This window comes from Chryseobacterium salipaludis (assembly GCF_022968825.1).
Taxonomy (GTDB): domain Bacteria; phylum Bacteroidota; class Bacteroidia; order Flavobacteriales; family Weeksellaceae; genus Kaistella; species Kaistella salipaludis.
The window spans coordinates 16,836-38,682 of the sequence record NZ_JALHKS010000002.1 but is presented as its reverse complement, the minus strand read 5'-3'; the positions used below and the strand labels follow the sequence as shown (position 1 = coordinate 38,682).

The window sequence follows — 21,847 nt, the reverse complement described above, 5'->3', positions numbered from 1 at the left end:
CGGAAAGCCGGAACCGGTCTTGGGGAAGAGCACCGCGCTCGTTGCTCCCGAAAATCAATATTCCATCCGGCGCAGTTTCGGAATGCTGCGGCCCACGACCAGCGCAATGAGCACCGTCATGGTTCCCCCGAAAATCACAGAACGCACCACGCCGAGCCAACGCGCCGCCAGACCGCTTTCGAATTGGCCCATTTCGTTGCTGGACATAATGAAAATGGAATTCACGCTCAGCACGCGGCCGCGAATGTGGTCCGGTGTTTTAAGCTGAACAATGGTCCCGCGGATGACTACGGAAATGCCATCGAGCATACCGCTGAGCACCAGCAGCCCGAAGGATAGCCAGTACAGTTCCGACAGTCCGAAACCAATAATACACAGTCCGAAGCCTGCCACCGCGCCCAGCAGAATTTTACCCTGCGCTCGTTTGAGCGGAATCAGGGCGAGAATGATAATCATAATCATGGCGCCAATGTCAGTGGCGGCATTGAGCAAACCAAAACCTTCCGCGCCAACCTTCAGGATATCGGTCGCAAAAACCGGGATCATGGCGACGGCGCCACCAAACAGCACGGCAAACATATCCAGGCAAAGGGCGCCCAGGATTTCGCGGGTTTTGTAAATGTACGCCATTCCTTCGCGCATGCTTTTCATCACGCTGAGTTGCGGACCGGTGTTTTCGGACGGATGTGCGCTCAGGAACCAGAAGAAGAAGGAAGCGATCGTCATGACACTGAGAATAACCAGCAAAGTGCCGCCAATGTCCAGCCAGTGAATCAGGAAGCCGCCGATGGCGTGCCCGGAAACGGAAGCGGTGAGAAAAGTCGCCTGGTTGAGGGTAATGGCATTGGGCAGGGTTTCGCGGGAAACGACTTTGGGAATGATGGTTGGGATAATCGGTCCGATGAAGGCGCGGCAAAAGCCCGTGAGAAAAATAACACCGTAAATAAAATAGGAAATGCCGGTGCTGGAAAGTCCCAAAAGAGAGTGTCCGAAAAAGGCAGGCAGTGTAAGCAAGCCAATCAGCAGGACATACGCATAGTTGCAGATGAGCAGCAGTTTTTTCTTATTCGAATTATCGATGACATGGCCGGCGTACAGCGCGGTAGAAACGGCCGGGATGACCTCGGAAAGTCCGATGAGCCCGATGGCAAACGGATCTTTGGTGAGTTGATAAATCCACCAGCCCATGAGGGTGGCAAGCATGCGAAAGGCTAAAACGAGAAAGAAACGGCCCGCCATCAGGTTGCGGAATTCGGGGATTTTCAGCGTCTGAACAGGCTGTAATGAAATCATGGTGCAAAAGTAAGCTAACCGCCGGGAAGATAATTTAAAAATCAGGTCGCTGTTTAAATTTCTATCTTTGGCGCATGAACTGGATTATTCTGATTATCGGCGGCTTGTTTGAAACTGCGTTTGCCACCTGTCTCGGCAGGGCGCAGGAAACCACGGGCCGTGAAAGTTATTTTTGGTGGGCCGGTTTTGCTGCCTCTTTGTTTTTAAGCATGTTCTTGCTCTACAAAGCGATATCCTATGGCAGTAATCCCATTCCGATCGGTACGGCGTATGCGGTCTGGACCGGCATTGGCGCTGTGGGCGCGGTAGTAATGGGCATTTTCTTTTTTAATGAGCCGGCGACCTTTTGGCGGATTTTCTTTGCGCTCACGCTGATTGCGTCGGTGGTCGGACTGAAGGCGGTATCGAATTAAGTTTGTGCGGCTTTATATAAAAGAAATATCCGGGTGAGATGCCCGGATATTTTGTTGAGGTAAGTTTTGATTATCTCTTGATAAATTTGGTAGATTCTGTTTTTCCGCTGGCAAGGGTTACATTCAGGATGTATACACCTTTGGGCAGTTGGCCGATGTTGAGTTTATCCACCGTTCCGGAAGCTACTTTTTTGCCATCAGTGGCGTAAATATCCGCAGATTTCAGCTTATCGTTCTTTGTGAAAATATGCAAAAGGTCGCCTTGTTGTGTGGCCATTACGGGTTTTACGTTGCTGTACAGTTCACTGGTGCCGAGCGCCGTGTCGCCTGTTATACTGAAAGCCAAACCGAAATCTCCCCAAGGTTCTGAAAAGAAATCATCGAGAGATATCCATTCGGTAAAACCTTCTTCAAACAAATCTGAAGGGTCAATTAAGTGGACTTTTCCGGGAAATTTATTGTCTTCGGCTTTAAACCAAGCGTACCTTAAATCATCTTCAAAATCGACCGAAGGTACTATTGAAAACCAATATCTTTTTTTATTTTCTAATTGCAAATCAATTCCTGCAGCTGCCAGATCTACAGAAATTTCATAAAGCTGTCCGCTGCTCTCCAAATTATTATTGATAATGAGACCAGGACTGCCTTTCGCTACAGTAATAGTTTTAAATGCATTTGCCGGTTTTGTAGCTGGTACTCCATTATTATTCTCAAAAATATGGATTTTAACCTCAGTTATTTCTTCAGCGAGCAAATCAGTTGGTGCCACGGTTGTAAAACCATAAGTTGTGATTTTAGTAATAGTAGCAGGGTTCAGGATTTCAAAATCATCTGCTAGATAAATAGCACCACCAAAAGCAGAAAGATTTCCTACTCCGTAACCGTTCTGCCCGTTTGCAATTTGGATAAATAACTGAGACGGTGCTTTTGAAGTTACAAAAGAGTTTCCTGCATAGTTTTGAACTGTTTTTGATTTGTTAATTTTCTGCCCGCTTGCAAAAGACAAAGTCAACGCAGTCGCAGCTAGTAAATAGATTTTTTTCATTTTGATAAATTATAATTAATGATTGGCTAATATATAAATTATAATTTAATAAAAGTAATCTTCCTATAGGAAATCGGCAATCCTGCGGTCATTTGCTAATCTGGGGATTTTATTTTGACCTCCCAGTTTTCCTTGTGATTTTGCGTAGTTAAGGAATGAATTTGATGCTAAAGTCGTAATCACCAAGGGGCGCAAAACATGTCCTGAAATCAGATCATCATAGTAACTGTTTCTCTTGCGCATCTCGGCATCAAGTGTGGCGCTAAACTGCTCTATATGTTCAGGCTTTTTGGCAAATTCAATCAGCCACTCATGATAAGGAAGGCCTTCGCGAGGATTTACCTGAGGTGCGAGATGAAACTCTGTAATCTGCGCCGGATGTTGCGCGATGGTGGCTTTCAGGGCTTCCTCTACTTCATACGCAATCACGTGCTCTCCAAACGCTGAGGTGAAATGCTTGGTGCGGCCGGACACCAGCACCCGGTACGGCTCTTTGGAAATAAAACGTACCACGTCCCCGATAGAATAGGCCCACAACCCGGAATTGGTGGTAAGAAGTAAGGCATAATCTTTTTCAAGTTCAATTTCTCCCAAAGTCAGACGTTTTGCATTCGGTTTGCCAAACTCCTCCAGTGGAATAAACTCGTAAAAAATTCCGTGGTTGGTCAGCAGCAATAACCCTTCTTTTCGGTAATCGTCCTGAAAAGCAAAGAAACCTTCGCTGGCGGGAAAGGTCTGCAGGGTGTCCACCGGCTTGCCGAGCAGTTCTTCCATTTTTTCGCGGTAAGGTTCGTAGTTCACACCGCCGGTAATCAGCAATTGCAGGTTTGGGAAAAGTGCCGTGATTTTTTTATTATGCCGCGCCACGAGTTTTTCAAAATACATAATCAGCCAGGGCGGAATCCCCGAAATGAGCGTCATGTTTTCATGTTCTGTTTCGCGCACAATGGCATCCACTTTTGTTTCCCAGTCTTCAATCAGGTTTGTTTCCAGGCTGGGCAGGCGGTTTTTTTGAAGATAATCGGGGATATGATGTGCGACAATACCGGAAAGGCGCCCGGTTTTGATGCCGTACACTTCTTCGAGCTCCGGACTTCCCTGCAGGAAAATCATTTTCCCGGAAACAAAATCAGCATTGTTTTTCTGCGCGATATAATGAAAAATAGCACTCTGCGCGGCGCTTACCTGATACGGCATTCCTTCCTGGGAAATAGGAATATATTTCGCGCCGGAAGTGGTCCCCGAAGTTTTGGCGAAATACAGCGGCGTTTCCGGCCACAGAATATGGCGCTGCCCCCGTTTAACTTTATCGATAAATGGTTTTAAATCTTCATAGTCCGCAACCGGTACCTGCCGCTGAAAGTCTTCCACCGTACGGATATTTTCAAACTGATGCAGGCGGCCAAATAAAGTTTTCTCGGCGGTTTTCACCAGGGATAACAGCAGTTTCTGCTGGTCGGCAACCGCGTTGGTTTTAAAAGCGGCTGCTTTCTTCACATGCTTTTTCGCCCAAAGCAGTGCAATATTTCTTTTTATAATAGAAAGCATGTTGCAAATGTAAAAGTTTTTTAGCCACACCGGGCAGCTTGGTTTTCTCAGAACTGATAGCGGTAGCCGGCACTGATGCTCAGCAATACCGTTTCTCTTCGCACGAGTGAAAAGGGATGTTTGTCCGCTGACGGCGGAAACATGACATTGATCTTGGGTGTCACAAATAATGACTGCTGTTCTTCGCGGTCGATAGGGTGGAGAAAAGTAATGCCACCGGTAAATCCGGCCATATTAACGGCGTAAGTGCTCTTGTTTTCTTCAGGCCGGGTGGTCAGCCGGTAAAAACTGCCGCCAGCGAAAGGCTCTGCGGTGTCATCAGATTTGTTTGTACGCCAAATCCGTAAAACGGCTGCAGGTGCTGTGCTAAAATATCGCTTCCTGCCGGTTTCATGAAAACAGCGTACGTACCGATATTTGCTGTTATATCAGCTGTGGCAGATTTCTTTTGCGCGGAAATAAAGTGCAGGGAACTGACCAGAAAAGCAGTGAGCAGAAAACCTTTTTTTCATAAGTTTTAAAATGTGTTTTTCGTGGTGAAGATAATCCAAATAAATTTTTGTCGCACGAAGTTTGTTTAAGGACCGCCAGCCCTTGCCAAGATGAAATGCCCGAAAATAATTGTAAATTTACGGCTGCAAAACGGCGCCGGAAAACTCCCGGTGCCGCATCTGCATTTATAGGCTGATGGCCTTATTTTAGCTTTTACGAACGACTATGCAACTGAAAAACATCACCGAAACCTTGCTGCCCTCGCTGCTGCAACGTGATTTTGGAAAAAATATATGTACTGCTTTAGATAACAAAAAGCCACTGGCGGTGAAATCTTCCGCCGGCTCGGCACCTTCCATACTGGCGGCGGAACTGTTTCTGCTGAGAAAAACGTCGATACTTTTCCTGGCGGATGATAAAGAGGATGCGCTCTACCTGACGGCAGAACTGGAGGAATTACTCGGCCGTGAGAATGTGCTGTATTTCCCGCCCAGCCATCTGGACCCCTATCAGACGGAAAAAACACAGAATGCAAACCTGGTGCTTCGCACAGAAGTCCTTAATAAAATTCACACCAATAAAAAGCCGCAGGTGATGGTGGCGCCATTTGTGTCACTGGCCGAAAAGGTGATAAGGAAAGAGGATTTCAAAGCGATTTCACACACCATTAAAGCAGGCGATAAACTCGATTTTAATTTTACCGAAGAATTGCTGGAGCAGTTTCAGTTTCAGCTGACGGATTTCGTTTCCGAGCCGGGCGAGTTTTCGGTGAGAGGTGGAATTGTGGACGTGTTTTCCTATTCTAACGAGGAGCCTTACCGCATCTCCTTTTTTGGCAATGAGGTGGAAAGCATTAAAACTTTTGATATTGAAACACAGCTTACCAAAGAAAAGGTGGAGGAGTTTCAGCTGGTGTCAAACATGAATTACACCGTGGTCAGCAGTCGTGTGCCGCTGTTTGATTTGGCACCGGAGAACTTGCTGGTGGTTACCAAAAATGCTTTTTTAGGTTTTACGGTTATTAAAAACTTTTATGCAAAAGCCGAAGAAAATTTCCTGAAACTGAGCAGAGACATCAAGCATTCCACGCCGGAAGAACTGTTTGTGCCGGAGGAAGAATTTATGTCCAATGTCCGCCGCTTTGACTGGGTGGATTTCACACTGCAGGAAATTCCCGGCTCAGAAATTATAACACTGAACCAAACAGCGCAGCCTACCTTCAATAAAAAGTTTGACCTGCTGCAGGAAGACCTGGATGCCAAACAGCAACAGGAATATGAAACCTGGATTTCCTTTTCCGGTGAGAAACAGAAGGAAAGACTCGAAGCCATTTTTGAAGAACTGGAAAAAGATGTTCCTTTTCGATCATTTAAGTCTGAACTCCACGAAGGCTTTGTGGACCACGATCACAAAATTTCGGTGTACACAGACCACCAGATTTTCGAACGTTATCAGCGCTTTAAAGCCAAGAATTCATTTGCCAAATCCGAACAGATTACACTGAAAGATCTGATGCAGATGAAAGTGGGCGATTACATTACGCATATCGACCATGGCATCGGGAAGTTTATGGGCTTGGTGAAAGTGAATAATGATGGCAAAGTGCAGGAATGTTTTAAACTCACCTATAAAAACGGAGATCTGCTGTATGTCAGCATTCACTCGCTTCATAAAATATCAAAGTACAACGGCCCGGAAGGCAAAGAAATCGTGCTTTCCAAACTGGGGTCGCCGGCCTGGAAAACATTAAAACAGAAAACGAAAGCGAAAGTAAAACAGATTGCTTTTGACTTAATTAAACTCTACGCCGAGCGAAAAACCGCCAAAGGTTTTGCGTTTGCACCCGATTCCTACCTGCAGAATGAGCTGGAAGCTAGCTTTATTTATGAAGATACGCCCGACCAGGAAAAAGCTACGGTAGATGTGAAAAAGGACATGGAAAACAACACCGTGATGGACCGGCTGATCTGCGGTGACGTTGGTTTCGGGAAAACGGAAATTGCCATCCGCGCCGCTTTCAAAGCAGCTACCGACGGGAAACAGGTAGCGATTTTGGTGCCGACCACAATTCTTGCCTTCCAGCATTACCGCAGTTTTAAGGAAAGGCTTAAAGATTTCCCGGTAAACATCTCTTATCTCAACCGGTTCCGGACGGCCAAGCAAAAAGCAGAAACGCTGGCAGGTTTAAGGGACGGCAGTGTGGATATTGTGATCGGAACCCATCAGCTGGTGGGCAGCAGTGTGAAATTTAAAGACCTAGGCTTATTGATTATTGACGAGGAACATAAATTCGGCGTTTCCGTAAAAGATAAATTAAAGACCCTCAAAAGTAATATTGATACACTGACACTGACGGCCACGCCGATTCCGCGGACGCTCCAGTTTTCGCTGATGGCCGCGCGTGACCTATCGGTGATTAAAACGCCACCGCCCAACCGCCAGCCGGTGGAAACGCAGATCGTTGGTTTTAATGAAGAAATTATCCGTGATGCGATTTCCTATGAACTGCAGCGGGACGGCCAGGTATACTTCATTAACAACCGGGTGGAAAACCTGAAAGATATCGCCGGCTTGATTCAAAGACTGGTGCCGGATGCGCGGGTGATTACCGGCCACGGACAAATGGAAGGAAAGCAACTTGAAAAAAATGTCCTGGATTTCATAGAAGGAAAATATGACGTGCTGGTTTCCACCACGATTGTGGAAAGTGGAGTAGATGTACCGAATGCCAACACGATTTTCATTAATGATGCCCAGCGTTTCGGCATGGCAGATATTCACCAGATGCGCGGGCGCGTGGGCCGGAGCAACAGAAAAGCGTTCTGCTACCTGATTACGCCGCCGTTTGATATGGTAACTTCTGACGCAAGAAAAAGGCTGGAAGCGATTGAGCAGTTTTCGGACCTGGGCAGCGGTTTTCAGATTGCCATGAAAGACTTGGAAATCCGCGGTGCCGGTGATTTGCTGGGTGGGGAACAGAGTGGTTTCATTAATGAAATGGGCTTTGATACCTATCAGAAAATCATGCAGGAAGCGCTGGAGGAATTGCAGAGCGATGCGGAATTCGAAGACCTTTTTGAAAATGAGGAAGAACGGAAGAAACTCTTTAAATCCACCAAGGAAGTCAACATTGATACCGATCTGGAACTGATGCTTCCCGATTCCTACGTGCAAAGCATTGAAGAGCGTTTGTCCTTATACCAGAAACTGGCCGATACGGAAAGTCCGCAGCAGCTCAAGCAGTTTGAGGAGGAACTGAAAGACCGTTTTGGGGAACTGCCGGAAGAAGCTAAAAACCTGTTGAAATCCGTGGAGCTCAAATGGATTGCAGCCGATGTCGGCTTTGAAAGACTGGTGGTGAAGAGCGGCATTTTTATCGGGTATTTCCCCTCCAATCCGCAGGACCGCTTTTATCAGAGTGAAAGGTTTAAGAACATTATTTCGTACTTAACATCCAACCCGACGGAAGCGGTATTAAAAGAAAAATCCAGCAAGGAAGGCAATCAGCTGATGATGCGCAAGGAAGGGGTGAAGAACGTGGAAGACATCAATGCGGTGCTGCACCGGATTTTGCAATTGGAGATTATGAAACAGTCGTAAGAATTACAATTTATTTACGCCACTATGAACTTGCCGACCGGCAACTTGCTACTTAGCAAGTTTTTAAAATACATGATTTTAATGTAGAAAGAAAAACATGATACGCTATTACACAAATCAGCGTTAAAAAAATAAGTTACCGGAATACCGTATTTTTGCCTAAAATTAAATTCTGATGAAGAAACTTCTGTATATATTGGGAACCGTACTTTCTGTGGTCGTGCTGTTTTCCTGTGAACCCGGCCGTGATGAGAACGGTGATCTTTTATTTAATGTAAATGAACCCAGCTACGATTGGGAGCCGCGTTTTTTATCTAAAGTTGAAGACAGTGCGGGCGGGAATACAACGTACAGTTATGATGGTGCCAATCGTCTGACAGAAGTGAATTCAACCCAGAACAGCACAAGCCAGTTCAAATTCACCTATGCTGCTGATTCGGTTAAAAGCGCGGCAGTTACTTATGAGGATTCAAACGGTATTTTCACGTCTGATTTTACTTTTGAGTATAACACCGATAAATTAGTAAGTAGAGCTAAAGGGACTATTAAGCAAGGAGCTAATGCAGTTTCAGATATTTCAATCGAAGTAATTTACAGCAATAAAAAACCGACTACGATTACTTCTACAGTTACGCCTGTAATCACACCTGCTGATTCCATTCAAACTAAAAATGAATTAGGGTACAGTGGTGATCAGCTTACTTCGTGGGAAAAGACCATTACTTCGTCAGGAACTAATTCTGACGAAATGATTACTTTTGATCTATTCGACGATAATCCAAATGGCTTCGCACAGCTTCCGATGGTGTACCGAATCCTTTCAACGGTATATAATGAAGGGCCGTGGGCCGTGGCAGGTTTTTCAATAAATAATTTTACGAAAATAACGGTGGACGGGGAAAGCGCTGAATACATTTACAAATACGACCCAAAAAAATACCCGACCGAAGCCAGCACTACCGGGAAAAAGTTTACATTTTTATATAAGAATTAAAGTGTATGAAATACCTCATCGTCGGGCTCGGAAATAAAGGGGAAGAATACGCTGAAACGCGCCATAATATTGGTTTTAAAGTAGCTGATAAAATTGCTGCCGAGCTGGAAGTGCCCTTTAAATCTGCAAATTTCGGCTGGCTGGCTGAAGGGAAATATAAAGGGCGGAAAGTTCTCATTCTGAAGCCGGATACCTATATGAACCTCTCCGGAAATGCCGTGCGCTTTTGGTTGCAGAAAGAAAATATCCCGGTTGAAAACCTGATGATTATTACGGATGATCTGGCGCTGCCTTTCGGAACCCTTCGCATGAAAATGAAAGGTTCGGATGCGGGCCACAATGGCCTGAAAAGTATCCAGCAGCAACTTAATACACAACAGTATCCGCGGCTGCGCTTTGGCATTTCCGCTGATTTTGCCGAGGGCCGGCAGGTAGATTATGTACTTGGGAAATGGACTGAAGCGGAAAAAGAAAAACTCCCCGAGCGAATCGAGAAGTTTTCCAAAGCGTGTTTATCGTTTGTCTTTGCCGGAATCCAGAACACCATGACGGCGTTCAACGGCAAGTAATTACTGCATATTCTTATTGTTCTGGCGGCTCATCACCCAGTTGGAGTTGGTGAGGTTGTAAATTTTCTGGATGTCTTTCAGGATATTTTCAAAATCAATTTCCAGGTCGATGATTTTACCGGTGCGCATGTCAAAGACCCAGCCGTGTACAATCGGATATTCATCCACCAGGTATTCTTCCTGTACCACGGCCATTTTAATGACATTGATACACTGTTCCTGCACATTCAGTTCCACCAGCCGGTCGTAGCGCTTTTGTTCATCTCCAATCGCATCCAGCTCGGTCTGATGCAGCCGGTATACATCACGAATCGTTCGCAGCCACGGATTTAAAAGTCCCAGGTCTTCCGCCGTCATAGCCGCTTTGATCCCGCCGCAACCGTAATGTCCGCACACAATAATATGTTTTACCTGCAGGTGTTCCACCGCATACTGGATCACGGCCGTTGCGCTCATGTCCAGCGTATTCACCACGTTCGCGATATTGCGGTGAACAAAGAGTTCGCCCGGTTTCATGCCCATCATTTCCTCTGCAGAGACGCGGCTGTCCGAGCAACCGATATACAGAAATTCCGGGGTTTGGGTAATCGAAAGATTTTTAAAGAAATCGGGATTCTCGGCACATTGGGCTTCTACCCAGGCTTTGTTCTTTTCAAATATTTTGTCGTAGGACTTTCTCATGCGCTTGTTTTTTGATACTGTAAAAGTAAGGGCTGGCGCTTAAAAAATCAAAGAAATAACGATAATTAAAGAATTTACAAATCATGTAAAGGTTCAAAAGCGCACAGTGCCTGCCTTTTTTTGTGACATGTAACTGAAGTAAAATCGGAGTACAATGTTTTTTACAAGGTTGGCTCTCGGTTTACGACTGCGGAAGCATTCACGGTTTTCCGCCCAATCGACTTATAATAGAAACCCGTATCCTCCACCTGTTCCAGTGCGAACATGTTTCGGCCGTCGAAAATGGCGCGGCCGGTCATGCGCTCTGCCATCAGACTGAAGTTGGGATTCTGGAACTCGCTCCATTCCGTGGCAATCAGCAGGCAATCTGCGTCCTGCAGCGCGCTGTACATATCCGGTGCGTAGCTGATTCGGTCGCCCAGTATTTTGCGTACATTTTCTTCTGCAATGGCATCGTACGCAGTGATGTCTGCACCTTTCTCCAAAAGCAGTCGAATATTGTCTAAAGAGGAAGCTTCGCGGATGTCATCGGTATTTGCTTTAAAGGCGAGCCCCCACAGGGCGATTTTTTTACCGTTCAGGTCGCCATTGAAATACTGCTCAATCTCGGAAACAAGAATTACTTTTTGTGCCTGATTCACCTCTTCGGTGGCTTCCAAGAGCTGGAAGTTGAAATCAGCCTGACGGCCGGAGCGAATCAGCGCCTTCACATCTTTCGGGAAGCAGCTGCCGCCGTACCCGATGCCCGGAAACAGGAAACGGTGCCCGATACGGTCGTCCGAACCCATGCCGAGCCTCACCTTATCCACATCTGCGCCTACTTTTTCACAGTAGTTCGCGATTTCATTCATAAAGGTGATTTTTACCGCCAGGAAGGAATTCGCTGCGTATTTCGTGAGTTCCGATGACTTTTCGTCCATGAAGATAATCGGCACACCGGTATTGGTAAACGGCTGGTAAATCTTGGCCATAATTTCGCGCGCCTGCTCAGATTCGCTCCCCACGATAACACGGGCGGGATTCATGGAGTCTTCAACGGCGAAACCTTCTCTTAAGAATTCAGGGTTGGAAACTACATCGAAAGGAATATCAGTTCTGGACTCAATCGTTTCCTGCACTTTGGTTGCCGTGCCTACTGGCACAGTGGATTTGTTGACAATGACTTTATATTCGGTCATCAGCGTGCCGATTTGCTCCGCGACTGATAATACATAGGAAAGGTCTGCGGAACCATCCTCACCGGGTGGCGTGGGTAACGCCAGATAAATAACTTCGCTTTGGTCCAGCGCTTCTTTCAGGTCTGTGGTAAAAAATAAACGCTGCGCCTGAATGTTGCGCAGGAAAATTTCTTCCAGGCCGGGTTCGTAGATAGGAACTACGCCCTGCTTCATGCGTTCCACTTTCTGCGCATCAATATCCACACAAAATACGGTATTCCCGAGTTCTGCCAGGGTCGTTCCGGTTACCAGGCCCACATAGCCGGTTCCAACAATAGTAATATTCACTCCTTTTCAGATTTGTGGCTGCAAAGGTAATAATAATTCAGCCGCGCAGCCTTGCAGACTGTGTTGAAAAATCAGCATTTTTTTTGCAGTTTCATATTAAGTTCGTATATTTGCGGTGGATTTACGGAAAAATAATGACAAGGCCTTCGCAAGAATGCCTTTTTTCGTAACAGTAGTTGAACGATTTTTATGGAATTTAGAACACAGATTGAAAACCTGTTACAAGAGTTTCTGGCGACGCGCCCGGATTTATTTTTAATCGACCTGAAATTTTCAGCGTCCGATGATATTACCATAGTGTTGGACGGCGACAATGGTGTGAATCTGCAGGATTGCCTGGATGCCAGCCGCGCCATTGAGTTTAATATGGACCGCGAGCAGCACGATTTCTCTTTGCAGGTCACCAGCGCCGGTTTGAGCGAGCCTTTATCGTCACCGCGTCAGTACCGCAAGAATATCGGTCGCGACCTGGACGTGCTTTTAACAGATGATACCAAGGTGGAAGGTGAACTCACATTGGCAGATGACGAAAAAATTGTGCTCATCCTTCGGTACAGAAAGCCGAAAGAAGTGGGCAAAGGAAAAGTAGATGTGGTGGAAGAAAAAGAGATTCCCTACACCGATATTAAAAAAGCCCTCGTAGCGATCAAATTTTAATGAAGCTGCGCTGCGCCATTAGTTATAATTAAAAAGATACCGGCAGTACATCCTGCCCTGAGCAACCTAAAAACAAACATGATATAGATGAACGGTTTAGCATTGATTGAAGCATTTGGCGATTTCAAAGAAGAAAAAAGCATCAGTAAAATTGACCTGATGGCCATCATCGAAGATTCGTTGAAAACTTTATTAAGAAAAAGATTTGATTCCGATGACCACTTTGATGTTATCGTGAACCCGGATAAAGGTGACTTTCAGATTTTCCTGAACAAAACCATCGTGGAAGATGAAATGTCTGAAGACGATGACCTGGAAATTGAACTTTCTGAAGCGCGTAAACTCGACCCAACCTTTGAAGTGGGTGAAGATTACACCGTGGAAATTCCAATCGAACAACTCGGTCGCCGCAGCATTCTGACTTTAAAGCAAATCCTGGCGACCAAACTGCAGGAATATAATAATGCGGCCCTGTACGAGCAGTTCCGCGACCGTATTGGTGAAATCGTTATTGGCGAAGTGCACCATATCCGTCATAAGCACGTTATTCTGCTGGATGATGAAGACAATGAGTTCATTCTGCCGAAGGAAAAACAAATTCCATCTGACTTTTTTAAAAAAGGAGAAAGCATCCGTGCGATTGTGGAAAGCGTAGATTTTAAGGGAAGCAAGCCGCAGATTGTGGTTTCCCGCACGGCGCCTCGTTTCCTGGAGAAGCTCCTGGAGCTGGAAATTCCGGAAATCCAGGACGGAACCATTATGCTGAAAAAAGTAGTGCGCATTCCGGGTGAAAAAGCGAAGATTGCGGTAGATGCGTATGATGACCGTATTGACCCGGTAGGAGCCTGCGTCGGTGTGAAAGGTTCCCGTATTCATGGCGTGGTTCGCGAACTGCGCAATGAAAACATCGACGTGATTCAATGGTCCAAGAACCCTGAAATTCTGGTAAAGCGTGCCTTAGGAAATATCACCATTAATAAAATTGATATTAATGAAGAAACCAACTACGCGCTGGTTCATACACCGGTAGAGGAGATTTCCCGCGTGATTGGAAAGCAGGGACAGAATATTCGTCTGGCTTCCTGGTTAAGTGGCTTCGATATTGATGTGTACCGCGAATCCAGCGAGGAAGATGATGTGGAACTGAAAGAATTCGTGGGTACCGAAGAAGGGGATATCGAGCAATGGATCATCGATGAGTTCCAGAAAATCGGTTTGAATACAGCGAAGAGCGTGTTGGATAAAGAAACAGAAGCCCTGTTGCACCTCACCGACCTGGAAGAAGAAACCATCGAAGAGGTGAAGGCGATCCTGCGGGATGAATTTGAGGATTAACTGCCTCTGCAATATGTATTTAAAGTTAAAATAGGTTAACTTTGCCAAAAATTTATAAAAAAGTATAAAATATACATGCCAAAAATTAGATTAAATAAAGCGGCGCGGGAATTTAATATTTCAATCCCCAGGCTTGTGGAGTTTCTGCAGGACAAAGGATATGAAGTGGAAAGTAACCCCAATGCTAAATTGGAAGAATCGGCATATTCTGCATTGGAAGCGGAGTTTCGCAAAGACGGCGAGCAGCGCAAAGCTTCCGATGAGGTGGTGATGGCCAAGGTTCCGGATGAAAAACTGGAAATTGAGCCGGCTAAACCTGAGGTGATAAGAGCCAAAGCAGGCGCCCGGCCTGAAGCCAAAATCCTGGGCAAAATCGATCTGGCCACCGGTAAGCCGGAAACTGCACCGGAACCGGAAACGCCGGCAGCTCTTGCAACACCGGCAGAGGAAGCAAAACCTGCTGAAGAAGCAACTCCGCAAAAACAGGAGTTTAAGGTGCTGGATAAAATAGACCTTTCTCAGATTGAAAGCGGCAAGCCACGAGGCAAAAAACCGGCTGCTGAAAAACCGGCTGCTGCGGAAACACCTGCTCCGGCACCAAAAGCCGAAGATAAACCGGCTGAGCCCGCTGCACCAGTTGCACCGCAAACACCGGCAGCAGAAGCTGGAACGGAAAAACCGGCCGAAAGCAGCGAGCCACAAAAAATAGAAACGGTGTACCAGAAACTGGACGGGCCTAAAATCCTGAAAGAAAAGGTAGACCTTTCTCAGTTTAATAAGCCTAAATCCGCCGGTGCGAAGAAAAAAAGAAAACGCATCGAAAAACCTGCAGCCGGAACCGGTACAGGTCAGGCACAAGGCAATCGGCCGGGTGGCGGCGGAAACCAGGGGAACCGTCCGGGTGGCGGCAACCAGGGGAACCGTGGCGGTAATGCAGGCGGAAACAGAAAAGGCGGCAACCGTCGAGGACCTGTCATGCCGGTTGAACTAACCGATGAACAGGTTAAAAATCAGATTAAAGAAACCCTGGAAAAACTGACCAGTAAGGCCGGTAAAAACAAGGGTGCAAAATATCGTAAGGAAAAAAGAGTATTCCGTCGTGAGCAGGACGAGCGTCAGGAAATGCTGGATGCGGAAGACCGCACACTGAAGGTAACCGAGTTTATCACCGTGGGTGAACTGGCCAGCCTGATGAACGTGAGCCCGACCGAAGTGATCTCTGCCTGCTTCTCTTTAGGCGTAATGGTAACTATGAACCAACGTCTGGAAGCAGATACGCTGACATTGGTAGCTGACGAATTCGGTTATAAGATTGAATTTTCGGATGCTGACGTGGAAGAATCCGCGATGGAAGAAGATACCGATACCGAAGAGGATATGGAGCCAAGAGCACCCATCGTGACGGTGATGGGCCACGTGGACCACGGTAAAACTTCCTTGCTGGATTACATCAGAAAAACCAACGTGATCGCCGGAGAATCCGGAGGGATTACCCAGCACATCGGTGCTTACAACGTACAGCTGGAAAACGGCCAGCGCATCACCTTCCTGGATACCCCGGGTCACGAAGCGTTTACCGCGATGCGTGCACGTGGTGCCCAGATCACCGATATCGCCATTATCGTAATTGCGGCGGATGACGATGTGATGCCGCAAACGAAGGAAGCGATTTCCCACGCGCAGGCAGCCGGTGTACCGATGATCATTGCACTGAACAAAGTAGATAAACCAAATTCCAATCCGGATAATATTCGCCAGCAACTGTCTTCTATGAATATTCTGGTGGAAGAATGGGGTGGTAACGTGCAGTCTCAGGAAGTGTCTGCCAAATTTGGTAACAATATGGATCTCCTGCTGGAAAAAGTATTGCTGCAGGCTGAATTACTGGAACTGAAAGCCAACCCGGATAAAAACGCAAGTGGTGTGGTCATTGAAGCATCTTTGGATAAAGGACGTGGTTATATCTCTACCATGCTCGTACAGGCGGGTACGCTCCGTGTCGGAGATTACGTACTGGCCGGTAAGAACCATGGTAAAGTAAAGGCAATGCTGGACGAAAGAGGCAAGCCTATGAAAGCCGCCGGTCCGTCGATTCCGGTAACCATTCTGGGACTGGATGGCGCTCCTACGGCAGGTGACCGTTTCCGCGTGTTCGAAGACGAGCGCGAAGCAAAATCCATTGCGACCAAGCGTGAGCAATTGCAGCGTGAGCAATCGATCCGTACGAAGAAGCACCTTACGCTGGACGAACTCGGACGCCGTATTGCACTGGGCGACTTCAAGGAACTGAACATCATTCTGAAAGGGGACGTGGACGGTTCGGTGGAAGCACTTTCCGATCAGCTGCAAAGCTTGTCTACCGAGGAAATCAGCGTGAAGATCATTCACCAGGGCGTGGGTCAGATTACCGAATCCGACGTACTCCTGGCAGCTGCTTCCGATGCGATTATGATTGGCTTTAATGTAAGAGCCGGTGTCAACGCAAAAGATCTGGCAGATAAAGAAGAGATTGAAATCAGAACCTATTCCGTGATCTATGACGCCATCGACGATGTGAAAGAAGCGATGGAAGGAATGCTCTCTCCGGAAATCCGCGAGCAGGTCATTGGTAACGTAGAGATCCGTGAAGTCTTTAAGATTTCCAAAGTAGGTTCCATTGCAGGATGTATGGTCCTGACCGGAAAAGTAACGCGCAACTCCAAAATCCGCTTACTGCGTGACGGTATTGTGAAATACGACGGTGAACTGGAAAGCTTAAAACGTTTCAAAGACGATGTGAAAGAAGTAACCAAAGGATACGAATGTGGTCTCAACCTGAAAGGCTACAACGACATCGAAATCGGTGACATCCTGGAAGTCTACGAAGAAGTAGCTGTTAAGAAAAAGCTGAAATAAGCTGTAATACATGATAGAAACCCGCTGGAAGGCGGGTTTTTTTCTGTTGTGAAAAGAACTCCGGTCTAAATAAGCCGAAAGGTCACTACGCTTTCAGAAATAAAAATTTCAAAATAATAAAGATCTGACAAAAACACTTTCATATAATGACTTCAAAATACCAATTCCGCAAAATAAAAAGCAAAGTGCTGCCGCCTTTAAGCCTTAATACAGCTAAAAAAATCAAAAAGAAAATAAAGTTTGGCAGTGTTAAGAATTTTTAACATATTTGCAGAAATATAATATTAAATAGTGTTAATATGAATGTGAAATTAAGAGTGCTAAGCGCCGGAGTTCTTTTCTTTGTTGGAACCCAGGCAGCTTTTGCTCAGCAGAAGAGAGATTCTGTAAAGACCGAAGACATCGAAGAGGTTGTAGTTTTAGGCTATAGTAAGACCTCCACAAAAGCCAAATCTACAGCTGCGAGTACAACAATTAGCTCAGAGGTTCTAGAAAATAGGCCAAACATTTCATTCCTTAACTCAGTTCAAGGTGCTGCGCCAGGAATCCAGATTAATGCTGCTTCAGGTTCACCAGGCTCAGGAAAGATTGATGTTAGAATTAGAGGTTTAGCGTCACTCAATGCCTCAACAGACCCATTGTATGTTATTGACGGTCTTGCAACGTCCGGTAACCAGTTTAGAAATCTGAATCCAAATGACATCGAAACTATCTCTGTACTCAGAGATGCGCAGGCTACGTCTATTTACGGTAACAGAGGAGCAAACGGAGTGGTAATTATTACTACTAAAGGAGGGAGATTCAATTCTGGACTTCGATTAAGCTATGACGCTTTGACGAGCTTTTCAACCTATCCGGAGTCAGATTACAATCTTGCTGACGCTAAACAATTATTAACTATTCATAAGAATTACGGAGCAGGACTAGGTGCCACTCTTACTGATGAGCAGATTAATAATTACCCAACTAATACTGACTGGAATAAGGAGTTTTTCCGAGTCGGAATGCTCCAGCAACATAACTTAGGTATTAGATTTGGTGGAGAAAATATTGCTGCTTATTCGTCTCTAGGATATTTAGATAGCGAAGGTTCCTTATTGGGTACAGATTTTAAAAGATTTACCTTCCGAAATAATCTGAATGGGAAATCAAAAAACAACCGCTTTACTTACAACTCGCAGTTAGCAGTTGGATACTCTAAAAGACACCAATTAGATCAGGAAACAAACGGAGATATCTCCAATAACGTTGTACAAAACCCATTGTTTGGCCCAGTGTTAGCACCCGCAACACTACAACCATATCCATTTATTAATGGACAGGATATGTACAATCAGATTAAAGGATCTACATCTGGAAGAAGTACTTGGATTTTACAGGATATTATTCGGGGAGGAATAGCAAACAAGTTTACGGAAACTAGCGTTTTAGCAAATGCTGCAGCAGATTATAAGCTTACAGACTACTTAAGCGTAGGTAATAAAACGGGTATTGACTTTAAGGAGTCAGATCGAGAATTTGCAAGAACTCCAACTGGATACCTGTCAGTAAATGTGGCAGCAGGTCAGCAGGCGCAGTATGGCGGTCTGGAGGATTTGACGAATACGAAAGATTTTACAGTGAGTTCTGTTACTAATTTGACATATAATCAATCATTTGATGAACATAGCCTTACCGTAGGAGCGTATTTAGATTATATTAAAGGACACTATATATCTAAAGGACAGCGGCAAAATGGTTTAAATCCCCTAAATTGGGAGCTTGGAGCGGGTACTGGCTACGTGCCATTCAATCCGGCTACTCCGAATTTATATAGACCTACCGTTAATGCTTTTAAATATAACGCTGGGACATTAGCTTATTTTGCTACAGTGGATTACGACTATGCAAGTAAATATGGATTAAGTGGTGTTGTAAGAAGAGATGGGTCTTATCGATTCAGTGAAGAAAACAGATGGGAAACATTTTGGTCAGTTGCAGGACGATGGAATATAGATCGCGAAGACTTTCTTGAGGGCTCAAGTGTGCGAATGCTCAAACTGAGAGCGTCTTACGGTACTCAAGGAAACCAAAACTTATTTAAGGGTACTAACAACATGAATCCTCTATTTGTGCGGCCAAATATGGTTAGAGATGTTTTATCAACAAATACAGGTTATGGCAATTTACCAGGATTTGGCGTAGGAGTAATCGCAAACGAAAACTTGAAATGGGAAAAAATTTCTCAGTTTAATGTTGGACTCGATTTTGGCTTATTTAACAATAAGCTTGAGGGTAATTTTGATTATTATATCAAAAAAACCAGCGACATGTTTAATGATATCTCTATTTCAGCTGTTACGAGTTTATACACTATCAATGGTAACAATGGCGAAATGGAAAACCGTGGAGTTGAGGGATTGCTGCGTTACAATGTAATACGCAACAATGATATAAAAGTTTCAGTATTTGCAAATGCAGCGTATAATAAAAATAAAATATTAGCGATGGATACTGAAGATCTTCAAGATGATATCGTTAATGCCATCGGAGGTGTTGCATATCAATGGCATTTGTATCCATTTGTAGGAGTAAATCCTGATACAGGTGAGCAACAATTCTTGGATATTAATGGAAATATCACTGAAGAGCCAACTGAGGGTGACCGCAGATTAACAGGTAAATCATACTTGCCAAAATTGTCAGGAGGGTTTGGAGTAGACCTAGATTATAAAGGATTCTACTTTAATGCCTTATTTACTTACCAAACCGGCGGATGGATTTATGATAATTTGTATAGCTGGCTAATGGATCCTTCTACTGCTGCATCATATAATGGATCTGCGGATCTGTTAAATAGCTGGACTCCTAATAATACCAATACAAATATTCCAGCCATTGATGCCTACAATGCGGGAACTGAAGGTTCATCTGACAGATTTTTGTATAAGTCTGATTACCTTCGACTTAAAAATGCTTCCATAGGCTATGGATTTACGAAAGATCAATTAGGTAACCTGCCTATAAAAGCACTAAGGGTATTTGCGCAGGCAGAGAATATCTATACATGGACAGAATGGAAAGGTTTTGATCCCGAACCTATCGGGCAGTTCTCTTTAGGAATATACCCGAATCCTAAGACTTTTTCGGTAGGATTTAATGTTGAATTTTAATAAAAATTACAGAAATGAAGAAACTTGTTATAAATGTTGGATTAATTCTGCTAACTACTGCAGGAGTCTCAACACTAAACAGCTGTAAAGATGCACTGGAGATTGTGCAGCCTGGTGAATTGAATCCAGATGCAGTTTTTACCAACGTGTCTAATTTGGAAGGGTTTTTAAATGGTGCCGTTTACGCAGCAGTTGAACCTAACTATGAAATCTATCTATCGGCTGTACTAACCGACGAAGTAAAACCTGGAAAATCTAGTGGAGGACAAGAATTCCAATTGCATAGATTTTTTCTCGACAAGGGAGATGCCTTGACAAGTAATATTTGGTTATCCAATTATACAGTTATAAACAGAGTAAATAGGCTGCTGGAAGGTGCAACAAAATTTACGCCGGCATCGTCCGAACTAGCCAAATATAATAGTATACTTGCGCAAGCACGTCTTTTGAGAGCGTTTGCCTATTTGGAACTACAAACATATTTCTCTGAAAATATGAAAGATGATAACGGCCTGGGTGTGATTATTGTCGAAGGTGTTCCGGAAACAGCAAACCAAACTCCGCGCAGCAGTAATAAAGAAGTTTTTGATGTAATTAATGCTGACCTGGAATACGCTCGCGGGATATTAAAACGTGGCAGTAACCGTTACTATGCAGATTTAAATTTTGTTGAAGCGCTAGCAGCTCGTGTTAATTTATATAGAGGTAAATATGCTGAAGCAAAAATTAATGCACTGAGTGTTCTAAACAATTCTGGTCTTGCTTTGACTCCTGCTACACCTATCTATCCGAATGATGACCAGACGCCACCAATTGGATCAGCAGAATGGAACGCTGAATTTTATAAAACTGGAGGATCCTTTAATCCATACCGTAATATTTGGAATGATTCCAGCAGAGGCGAGGTGATTTTTGCGCTAAATCGTCAGGCGACAGGAGTAGGTTTTTCGATCGGAACCAGATGGAATACAAACCAGTCTAATATTACTGGTTCTCCAATGTGGAACATGGGTAGAAACTTGTTTAACATAATTGATAATACAGATGGTGACATAAGGAGATATGCATTTATTGATCCGACAAGTACGATTGATCCAAATTATTTGACATCGCCTTCGCCAATTACCTCAGACCAGATCATTATTGATAAATATCCTGGTATTCCAAACGCTGCAACTAGAAATGACATTAAGGTTATCAGACTGTCTGAGATTTATTTCATCTTAGCAGAATGTGCAGTTAGCGAAAATAATCTCGGCGCAGCTGCAGATTATATACAACAGGTTAGGGTTGCAAGAAATTATAAGGGCACTGCTACGACTCCTGCTTATAGCAGCAAGCAGGTAGCATTGGCGGATATTTTGAAGGAACGACGAGTTGAACTTGCGTTCGAAGGACATCGTCTAATTGACTTGAAAAGACTAGCAGTTGATGCAGGTGTAGAAATGGATAGAAATCCAACTGATGATATCGTTACCGTTTCTAATCTTCCTAACGGAAGTTATAAGTACACTTTACCAATACCGATTAGTGAAACAGCCGGAAACCCCAATATCCAGCAGAATACAGGTTATTCTAAGTAATATAATGTTTTTCAAGCCGCCCCTCACCGGGCGGCTTTTTTATGGCAAAGCATGAGCATTCTCCTTGCTTTATTTCCAATTCCTT

The 21,847-nt window shown here is 44.8% G+C and carries 15 protein-coding genes; 9 read left to right on the top strand and 6 right to left on the bottom strand.

Annotation, left to right across the window (positions count from 1 at the left end; translation table 11 throughout):
• Positions 1-54 precede the first annotated feature (54 nt).
• Entirely contained in the window at positions 55-1,293 is a 1,239-nt protein-coding gene (locus MVI27_RS02860; RefSeq protein WP_246959190.1) for an MFS transporter, read from the bottom strand.
• Between the two features lie 74 nt (positions 1,294-1,367).
• Here MVI27_RS02860 and MVI27_RS02855 point away from each other — a divergent pair, with 74 nt between their 5' ends.
• The gene (locus MVI27_RS02855) at positions 1,368-1,706 is read left to right on the top strand and encodes a DMT family transporter (protein ID WP_246959189.1); all 339 of its coding nucleotides are present in this window, start codon (positions 1,368-1,370) and stop codon (positions 1,704-1,706) included.
• Between the two features lie 70 nt (positions 1,707-1,776).
• Here the strand turns inward: MVI27_RS02855 and MVI27_RS02850 are convergent, their stop codons facing one another.
• The 3 genes from MVI27_RS02850 to MVI27_RS02840 all read right to left on the bottom strand — a co-directional run bounded on the left by MVI27_RS02850 (position 1,777) and on the right by MVI27_RS02840 (position 4,532).
• On the bottom strand, positions 1,777-2,751 hold the full coding sequence (locus tag MVI27_RS02850) for a T9SS type A sorting domain-containing protein (protein ID WP_246959188.1): 975 nt from the start codon (positions 2,749-2,751) through the stop codon (positions 1,777-1,779).
• A gap of 63 nt (positions 2,752-2,814) precedes the next feature.
• Positions 2,815-4,299: a GH3 family acyl-acid amido synthetase gene (locus tag MVI27_RS02845; RefSeq protein WP_246959187.1), complete on the bottom strand. Its 1,485-nt coding sequence runs from the start codon at positions 4,297-4,299 to the stop codon at positions 2,815-2,817.
• A gap of 47 nt (positions 4,300-4,346) precedes the next feature.
• Entirely contained in the window at positions 4,347-4,532 is a 186-nt protein-coding gene (locus MVI27_RS02840) for a hypothetical protein (protein ID WP_246959186.1), read from the bottom strand.
• A 484-nt stretch (positions 4,533-5,016) separates the two neighbouring features.
• On the opposite strand from MVI27_RS02840, the gene mfd reads away from it, so the two are divergent.
• The 3 genes from mfd to pth all read left to right on the top strand — a co-directional run bounded on the left by mfd (position 5,017) and on the right by pth (position 9,954).
• A complete protein-coding gene (gene mfd / locus MVI27_RS02835; protein ID WP_246959185.1) occupies positions 5,017-8,391 on the top strand; it encodes a transcription-repair coupling factor in 3,375 nt (1,124 codons plus the stop codon).
• Positions 8,392-8,566: 175 nt separating this feature from the next.
• On the top strand, positions 8,567-9,385 hold the full coding sequence (locus tag MVI27_RS02830; protein WP_246959184.1) for an RHS repeat protein: 819 nt from the start codon (positions 8,567-8,569) through the stop codon (positions 9,383-9,385).
• Between the two features lie 5 nt (positions 9,386-9,390).
• Positions 9,391-9,954: an aminoacyl-tRNA hydrolase gene (gene pth / locus MVI27_RS02825; RefSeq protein WP_246959183.1), complete on the top strand. Its 564-nt coding sequence runs from the start codon at positions 9,391-9,393 to the stop codon at positions 9,952-9,954.
• Here the strand turns inward: pth and MVI27_RS02820 are convergent, their stop codons facing one another.
• The gene (locus MVI27_RS02820) at positions 9,955-10,635 is read right to left on the bottom strand and encodes a carbonic anhydrase (protein ID WP_246959182.1); all 681 of its coding nucleotides are present in this window, start codon (positions 10,633-10,635) and stop codon (positions 9,955-9,957) included.
• A gap of 161 nt (positions 10,636-10,796) precedes the next feature.
• Positions 10,797-12,140: a UDP-glucose dehydrogenase family protein gene (locus tag MVI27_RS02815; RefSeq protein WP_246959181.1), complete on the bottom strand. Its 1,344-nt coding sequence runs from the start codon at positions 12,138-12,140 to the stop codon at positions 10,797-10,799.
• Positions 12,141-12,329: 189 nt separating this feature from the next.
• On the opposite strand from MVI27_RS02815, the gene rimP reads away from it, so the two are divergent.
• The 5 genes from rimP (at position 12,330) to MVI27_RS02790 (ending at position 21,762) form a co-directional block, all read left to right on the top strand.
• Positions 12,330-12,797 carry a ribosome assembly cofactor RimP gene (gene rimP / locus MVI27_RS02810; protein WP_246959180.1) on the top strand — a complete coding sequence of 156 codons (468 nt, stop codon included), beginning with the start codon at positions 12,330-12,332 and terminating at the stop codon, positions 12,795-12,797.
• A gap of 87 nt (positions 12,798-12,884) precedes the next feature.
• Positions 12,885-14,132 (top strand): transcription termination factor NusA, encoded by a 1,248-nt coding sequence (nusA, locus tag MVI27_RS02805; RefSeq protein ID WP_246959179.1) that lies wholly within the window; start codon positions 12,885-12,887, stop codon positions 14,130-14,132.
• Between the two features lie 75 nt (positions 14,133-14,207).
• A complete protein-coding gene (infB, locus tag MVI27_RS02800) occupies positions 14,208-17,027 on the top strand; it encodes a translation initiation factor IF-2 (RefSeq protein WP_246959178.1) in 2,820 nt (939 codons plus the stop codon).
• A 299-nt stretch (positions 17,028-17,326) separates the two neighbouring features.
• The gene (locus MVI27_RS02795) at positions 17,327-20,179 is read left to right on the top strand and encodes a SusC/RagA family TonB-linked outer membrane protein (RefSeq protein WP_246959177.1); all 2,853 of its coding nucleotides are present in this window, start codon (positions 17,327-17,329) and stop codon (positions 20,177-20,179) included.
• Positions 20,180-20,193: 14 nt separating this feature from the next.
• Positions 20,194-21,762: a RagB/SusD family nutrient uptake outer membrane protein gene (locus tag MVI27_RS02790; protein WP_246959176.1), complete on the top strand. Its 1,569-nt coding sequence runs from the start codon at positions 20,194-20,196 to the stop codon at positions 21,760-21,762.
• The last annotated feature ends 85 nt before the right edge of the window (positions 21,763-21,847 follow it).